Consider the following 7,210-nt stretch of genomic DNA (forward strand, 5'->3'; position numbering starts at 1 on the left):
CATGCAGTTCGGCATTCTCGGCCCGGTCGAGGCACGTGTCCAAGGAGAGTCCCGCGCGGTGGGCGGGCCGCGGGTGCGGGCGTTGCTGGCCCTCCTGCTTCTGGACGCGGGACGGCTCGTCACCTCGGAGCGGCTCATCGACGGGTTGTACGGGGAAGAGGTGCCCGAGGGGGCCGCCAACGCCTTGCAGTCCCAGGTGTCGCGGTTGCGGCGGGGGCTGGGGGGCGCAGGGTTCGTCGAGGGGCATCCGGCGGGGTATCGGCTGGTCGTCGAGCGGGATGACGTTGATGTTCACCGGTTCGAGCGGCTTGCCCGGGAGGGGCGGCAGGCGCTTGGCGGGGGTGAGTTCGGGCGGGCTGCTTCCTTGTTGAGGGAAGCGCTCGGGTTGTGGCGGGGCGCTGCGCTTGCCGATGTGGGGGCTCCCTTTGCCGAGGCCCAGGTCGCCCGGTTGGAGGAGGCTCGGGCCGCTGCCGTCGAGGATCGGGCGGAGGCTGAGCTTGCTTTGGGGCAGCACGATGTCGTGCTGGGCGAGCTGCGGGAGCTTGTTGGCGCTCATCCGTTGCGGGAGCGGGCGCGGGGGCTGCTCATGCGGGCCCTTTACGCGGGTGGGCGGCAGGGTGAGGCGCTTGCCGTCTTTGAGGACGCGCGGCGGGTGCTCGCCGAGGAGCTGGGGGCCGATCCCTCAGCCGAGCTGGCCGAGGTCCATATGGCGATCTTGCGCGGGGAGGCGTCGGCCAAGGCTCCTGTTTCCAATCTGCCCGCTCAGCTCACGAGTTTTGTGGGGCGCGAGGAGGAGCTGAAGCGGGTCGGGCGGATGCTCGGAGAAGGACGGCTCGTCACGCTGCTCGGGCCTGGCGGGGCCGGTAAGACGCGGCTCGCCATCGAGGCGGGGCAGCGGGAGCCCGGGGAGGTCTGTTTCGTTGATCTCTCTCCGCTCGGGGAGGGGTGGGAGCTGCCCCGGGCCCTGTTCGCGGCGTTGGGGCTGCGCGAGCACGGGTTGCAGGGGCCGGGGAGTGAGCCCTCTGATCCTGTTCAACGGCTGACTGCGGCATTGGCGGGGCGGTCGTTGTTGCTGATTCTGGATAATTGTGAGCATGTGATTGCGGATGCCGCGCAGCTCACGCATCGTTTGTTGGCCGGTTGTCCCGGGCTGCGAGTGCTCGCCACCAGCCGGGAGGCGTTGGGGATCACCGGGGAGACGTTGCGGCCGCTGCCGCCGCTGCCGCTGCCGCCTGCTCGGACGCCTGTTTCCGATGTTCTGGAGTATCCGGCGGTTCGGTTGTTCGCCGAACGCGCCTCGGCCGTGCGGCCCGATTTCGTGGTCACGGACGAGAATCTGGGCGCCGTCCTGCGGATCTGTGGTGCCCTTGACGGGTTGCCGCTGGCCATTGAGCTGGCGGCGGCGCGGTTGCGGTCCTTGCCCGTCGGCGAGGTCTCCGCGCGGCTGGACGACCGGTTCCGGCTGCTGTCGCGCGGCAACCGTACCGCCGCGCCCCGCCACCAGACGCTGCGCGCCGTGGTCGAGTGGAGCTGGGACCTGCTGGACGAGGACGAGCGCGCCCTGACGCGGCGGCTCACGGTCTTCTCCGGTGGTTGGACGCTGGAGACCGCCGCTCGGGTCTGCGGTATGGACCTCGACGAGGTCGATGACCTGCTGATCGGCCTCACCGACAAGTCGCTCGTGCAGGCCGACGACGGCGGCCGCTACCGCATGCTGGAAACAGTCCGCGCGTTCGGCGCCGAGCGGCTCGCCGAGGCCGGGGAGCAGGACGAGACGCTGCGCGCCCACGCCGGTTTCTTCCTGGAGTTCGCCCAGCAGGCCGATCCCGAGTTGCGCCGCGCCGGGCAGCTCGACTGGATGGCGCGGCTGGGCGCCGAGCACGGCAACCTCCAGGCCGCGCTGCGCTGGTTCGCCCGCGCCGACCCGTCCGGCGGCCTGCGGATGCTGGCGGCGATGTCGTGGTACGCGTGGTTGCGCGGGTTGCGCAGCGAGCTGGGCGAGCCCGCCGCGCAGGTGCTGCGCGAGGTCGGCACCGTCCCGCCGGAGGGGCTGGCCGAGGAGTACGTGGTGGCGGTGGTCAACGCGCGCGCCGCCGGGACGCTCGGCGCGGACGTCGAGGAGCACCTGACGGCCGCCGCCGCGATCGCCGACGGGATGGACGGCCCGCCGCGGCTCCCGGCGATGCTGGTGCAGTGGGCCATGATCAATCCGATTCCGGACGTGGACCGCGTCGAGGAGCACCGCCGCCGGATGGTGATGCTCGGCGACCCCTGGCTGGAGGCGCTCGACCTGTTCAGCCTGGCCTACCAGCGGCTGTTCATGGGTCATCTGGCGGAGGCCGGGCCCGCGTTCACCGAGGCGATCAAGAGGTTCCGGCGGCTGGGCGACCGGTGGGGCATCGCCAACACCCTGGACGCCCACGCCCAGCTCGCCGAGCTGAGCGGCGACCGCCGCACCGCGCTGCGGCTGGTGGAGGAGGCCCTCGTCCTGGTCGGCGAGCTGGGCGCGCTGGAGGACCAGAGCGACCTGCTGTGCCGCCGCGGCGAGATCCTGACGCGCGAGGGCGACATGGCGGCGGCGCGCCTGGACTACGAGCGCGCGGCCGAGAGGGCGGAGCGCGCCGGTGTCCCGCAGAAGGTACTGATGGCGCGTCAGGGACTGGGCGACGTGGCGCGCCTGGACGGTGACGCCGTCGCTGCGCGGGCGCTGTACGAAGAGGTGCTGGCCGGGCCCGTCGTCACCTGGGGCTGGGACGGCGGGTCGCAGGGCCGCGCCCGCATCGGGCTGGGCTGGCTGGCGCTCGACGACGGCGAGGCGGCCGAGGCGCGGGCGTTGTTCCAGGGGGCTCTGGACCAGGCTTTCGACAATCCGCACTTCCCGGCGTCCGCCAACGCGGCAGAGGGGCTGGCGGGGGTCGCGCTGGCCGAGGGCGACGGCGGGCGGGCGGCCCTGCTGCTGGGCGCGGCCGAGGCGATGCGAGGCGCCTCCCTGCCCGACGCACCCGATCAGCTGCGGGTCGCCGCCGAGGTCCGCGCGTTGATCGGCGCGGAGGCGTTCGCGGCCGCCCACGCGCGCGGCACGGCCCTACCGTACGAGGAGGCGCTGGCACTGGCACGTTCCTGACCGTCCGATACACGATGGTCAGCCGACGGTGCGCGGCGGTCAGCCGACGGTGCGCGGACGGTCAGCGGCCGCCGCGACGCTGCGGGGCATGAACGAAACGCCGGTATCCGCCGCCCGCAAGTGGGGCACCTTCGCCGTCTGCGCCCTGATGGCGCTGGTTCCCGCCCTCGACATGACCGCCCTCAACCAGGCGGTCCCGCACCTGACCGCCGACCTGCGCCCCTCGGCCACCCAGATCCTGTGGATCGCCGACGCCTACGGCTTCGCGCTGGCCGGGCTGCTCATCACCATGGGCGGCGTCGGCGACCGCGTCGGTCACCGGCGCATGTTGCTGACCGGCGCGGCGCTGTTCGCCGCCGCCTCCGCGCTGACCGCCTACGCCGGGACCGCCGAGCTGCTGATCGCCGCGCGGGCGCTGCTGGGCGTGGCCGGGGCCACCCTGATGCCGTCGGCGCTGTCGCTGATCCGCCGCGTGTTCACCGAGCCCCGCGAGCGCACCGCCGCGATCGGGATGTTCAGTGGCGTGGCGGGCCTGGCGGTGGGGCTCGGGCCGGTGCTGGGCGGCGCGCTGCTGAACCACTTCTGGTGGGGGTCGGTGTTCCTGATCAACGTGCCGATCATGCTGGTGGTGCTGGTGGCGGGGCTGCTGGTGCTGCCGGAGTCGCGCGACCCCGCGCCGGGCCGCCTGGACCTGGTGAGCGTGCCGCTGTCGGCGGCCGGGATCGTCGGGCTGGTGTACGCGGTGAAGGAGGCCGCCGCGCACGGCCCGTGGCGGGTCGAGGTTGGCGTGGCCGCGCTGGTGGGCGTCGCCGGGCTCGTCACGTTCGCGTTGCGGCAGCGCCGGATCGTGCACCCGCTGATCGACGTGCGGCTGTTCGGCCGGGTCGCGTTCACCGGCTCGGTCCTTACCAACATGTTCGCCATGTTCGCGCTGGTCGCCCAGTCGTTGATCTTCTCGCTGTACTTCCAGCTCGTGCTGGGCTGGTCGCCGCTGAAGTCGGGCCTGGCGGGGCTGCCCGCCGCTGTCGGCGCGATGGTGGGCGGCGCGTTGCTGGCCCCGCCGCTGATCCGGGCGACGGGGCGGGCTCGGGCGGTGGGGGCGGGGCTGGCGCTGTCGGCCGTCGCGTACTGCGGCTACCTGCTCTCCGGCGTGAGCGCCGACTACGCGGTGCTGGTGGTGATGATGGTCGCGGGCGGCGTCGGCATGGGCGTGGCGATGACCGTCACTTCCGACACGGTGCTGGCGTCGGTGCCCAAGGACCGGTCGGGCGCGGCCTCGGCCGTCTCCGAGACCGCCACCGAACTGGGCGGGGCGCTGGGCCTCGCGGTGCTGGGCAGCGTGCTGAACGCCGTCTACCGCGACCGCGTCGCGGTGCCCGCCGGGGCTCCGGAGGCGGCGGCCCGCGACTCGCTGGCCTCGGCGCTGGAGACGGCCGCGACGCTGCCCCCGCGCGTCGGCGGCGCGCTCGCGTCGGCCGCGCGGCACGCCTACGTGGACGGGATGCACGCCGCGCTGGTGTGCAGCGCGGTCCTCGCCGCCCTGGTCGCCGTGGCCGCGCTGGTGACGCTGCGCTCGGTCCCCGCCGTCATCCCGGACGAGGCCGGGGGCTCCGACGAGCCGCCCGTGCCCGCCCTGCGGTGATCTCGCCACCCGAAGGTGTCCGGTCCGCCAGGTCTTCCTGGCGGACCTGTCCGCGCCTCCCCTCTTGGAAAAAGTGATATCACTTTGCTAGATTGATGACATACAGCGTGACCCCATACCGCAGGAGGTGGGTTCGTGAACGAACCGACGACCGATGTGACCCCCCGGCCCGACACGCAGGTCGAGATGCCCGACCCGCAGACCCGCGAGCGCGCGGCGCGCAACTCCAGCGGCTGGCCCATGCTGCTGCTGGCCCTGCTGCTGATCCTGGTCGGCGTCGCGGTGTTCTTCGTCGGCATCGCCGCCGGCGGCGTCGCCATCCCGACCGGGATCGTCGGCGGCGTCGTGCTGGCCCTGGCCGGACTGGTGGTCGCGGCCGGGCTCACCCCGGTGGCGCCCGGCGAGGCCCGCGTGGTGCAGCTGCTCGGCCGCTACACCGGCACCGTCCGCGAGGACGGCCTGCGCTGGGTCAACCCGATCACCGAGCGCCGCCGCATCTCCACCCGCATCCGCAACCACGAGACGGGGCTCGCCAAGGTCAACGACCTGGACGGCAACCCCATCGAGATCTCGGCGGTGGTGGTGTGGCAGGTCGAGGACACCGCGCGGGCGGTGTTCGAGGTGGACGACTTCGTGGAGTTCGTCGCCTTCCAGACCGAGGCGGCCGTGCGGCACATCGCGGGCAGCTTCCCCTACGACTCGGCCGAGCGCACCTCGCTGCGCGACAACGCCGACGAGATCACCGCGATGCTCTCCGAGGAGCTGGCGCTGCGGGTGACCGCCGCCGGCGTGAAGATCATCGAGTCCCGGATCACCCGGCTGGCCTACGCGCCCGAGATCGCCCAGGCGATGTTGCGCCGCCAGCAGGCCGGCGCGGTGGTCGCCGCGCGCCAGCGGATCGTGGAGGGCGCGGTGGGCATGGTGCAGCTCGCCCTGGACCGGCTGGACGAGGAGAACGTCGTCGACCTGGACGAGGAGCGCAAGGCCGCGATGGTGAGCAACCTGCTGGTGGTGCTGTGCGCCGACCGCGACGCCCAGCCGGTGGTGAACACCGGCTCGCTGTACCAGTGACCCGCGAGCGCAAGAAGATCCTGCTGCGCCTGGACCCGGCGGTGCACGACGCGCTGGCCCGGTGGGCGGGTGACGAACTGCGCAGCACCAACGCCCAGATCGAGTTCCTGCTACGACGCGCGCTGGACGAGGCCGGGCGCATGCCCGGCACCGCCGGGCGGATGCGGCGGCCGGGCCGCCCGCCCAAGAACGGCGCCGACGGCGCCGACACCCCCGCCGACCGGACCGACCGACCGGCGGAACCCGCCACCGATCCCGCTGAGGAGTAGGCCATGGTGGATCTTCCCGACTCCCTGCCGGCCCGCATGTTCCTGCTGTCGTACGACCTGACCAAGAAGCGGCTGTCAGGCCGCGGCGAACTCGGCTACCTGCTGCGGGCGGCGGCGCTGACCGAGCTGTACCTGGACGGCCGCCTGGTGGACGAGCGCCGCCGCCCACGTCCGGGCACCCCGGGCCAGGACCCCTACGGCGTGCTCGCCGAGATCACCGAATCCCGGCCGCGCTCCTGGCAGCACTGGGTACGCAAGGGGCACCGGGCGATGGTGACGACGGTGCGCGCCGAACTGGTGGCGGGCGGCTGGATCCGGGAGGAGCAGGGCCGCGCGCTCGGGCTGTTCCCGGTGCGACGGATCACCGTGCGCGACCCGCGCGTGGTGAAGACGCTGTGGGGCGGCGCGTCCTCGGCGCTGCATGGCCGCCCGGTCGCGCACGTCAACAGCTACGACGCGGCGGCGGTGGCACTAGCCGCGGCGGCGGAGCTGAAGACGGTGCTGCCGCGCGGCGACCGGCGGCGACACAAGCGGCGGATAGCGGAGCTGACGGCGCGAACGGGTCCGGCTGCTCCTGCGATGCGCAAGGTGATCCAGGCGCAGCACGCGGCTGCGGCGTAGGGCTGATGCCCGGCAGGTGAGCAACGGCCTCAGTGCGGGGTGCGACGTGCGGGGTGCGGCGCGTGGCCAACGGCCTCAGTTCCGCATTCTGTGTGACCAACGGCCTCAGCCCCGCTCTCTGCGTGCGATCAGCTACCCCGGGCCCTACGTCTCATACATGACCAACAACCCCAGCTCCGCGCCGCGCGTGAGCAGCAGTCCTAGCCTTGTTCCTCACACATGACCTGCAATCCTGGCCCGCGCTCCGCGCGCGACCAACGGCCTCAAGCTCACGCTTCGCGCCATGCCCGCGCTCCGCGCCAGACCTGCGCTGCGCGCTAAAGGCACGCTTCGCGCAACTACCTCAAGCCCACGCTCCGCGCTCGAACAACTGCCCCGGCCCCGCGCTCCGCGCCAGACCAACAACCCCAACCCCGCACCCCTCACGTGACCAGGGACCCCAGCCCCGCGCCCGAACGTGACCAAGAACCCTGGCCACCGGGG

Annotated in this window: 5 protein-coding genes; all 5 read left to right on the plus strand. The window is 73.1% G+C overall.

Annotated elements, in window-relative coordinates; all coding sequences use genetic code 11:
- Position 1 precedes the first annotated feature (1 nt).
- The 5 genes from AH6_RS17320 to AH6_RS17340 all read left to right on the plus strand — a co-directional run bounded on the left by AH6_RS17320 (position 2) and on the right by AH6_RS17340 (position 6,727).
- Positions 2-3,124 (plus strand): ATP-binding protein, encoded by a 3,123-nt coding sequence (locus tag AH6_RS17320; protein WP_067480906.1) that lies wholly within the window; start codon positions 2-4, stop codon positions 3,122-3,124.
- A gap of 88 nt (positions 3,125-3,212) precedes the next feature.
- Positions 3,213-4,766, plus strand: coding sequence for an MFS transporter (locus AH6_RS17325; protein ID WP_067480909.1), 1,554 nt, complete (start codon positions 3,213-3,215; stop codon positions 4,764-4,766).
- A 186-nt stretch (positions 4,767-4,952) separates the two neighbouring features.
- On the plus strand, positions 4,953-5,837 hold the full coding sequence (locus tag AH6_RS17330) for an SPFH domain-containing protein (RefSeq protein ID WP_067480926.1): 885 nt from the start codon (positions 4,953-4,955) through the stop codon (positions 5,835-5,837).
- Complete coding sequence (locus tag AH6_RS17335; protein ID WP_067480912.1) at positions 5,834-6,106, plus strand: type II toxin-antitoxin system antitoxin; 273 nt, start codon at positions 5,834-5,836, stop codon at positions 6,104-6,106. The genes AH6_RS17330 and AH6_RS17335 overlap by 4 nt, the downstream gene beginning before the upstream one ends.
- 3 nt (positions 6,107-6,109) lie before the next feature.
- Complete coding sequence (locus AH6_RS17340) at positions 6,110-6,727, plus strand: GOLPH3/VPS74 family protein (protein ID WP_067480915.1); 618 nt, start codon at positions 6,110-6,112, stop codon at positions 6,725-6,727.
- Positions 6,728-7,210: the final 483 nt, after the last annotated feature.

It is taken from the genome of Actinomadura hibisca NBRC 15177 (assembly GCF_001552635.1).
GTDB classification, from domain to species: Bacteria; Actinomycetota; Actinomycetes; order Streptosporangiales; family Streptosporangiaceae; genus Spirillospora; species Spirillospora hibisca.

Bases quoted from the DNA above. Each gene is read 5' to 3' on its own strand.
- AH6_RS17340 (WP_067480915.1), top strand. From the start codon at position 6,110: ATGGTGGATCTTCCCGACTCCCTGCCGGCCCGCATGTTCCTGCTGTCG.
- AH6_RS17330 (WP_067480926.1), top strand. From the start codon at position 4,953: ATGCCCGACCCGCAGACCCGCGAGCGCGCGGCGCGCAACTCCAGCGGC.
- AH6_RS17325 (WP_067480909.1), top strand. From the start codon at position 3,213: ATGAACGAAACGCCGGTATCCGCCGCCCGCAAGTGGGGCACCTTCGCC.
- AH6_RS17320 (WP_067480906.1), top strand. From the start codon at position 2: ATGCAGTTCGGCATTCTCGGCCCGGTCGAGGCACGTGTCCAAGGAGAG.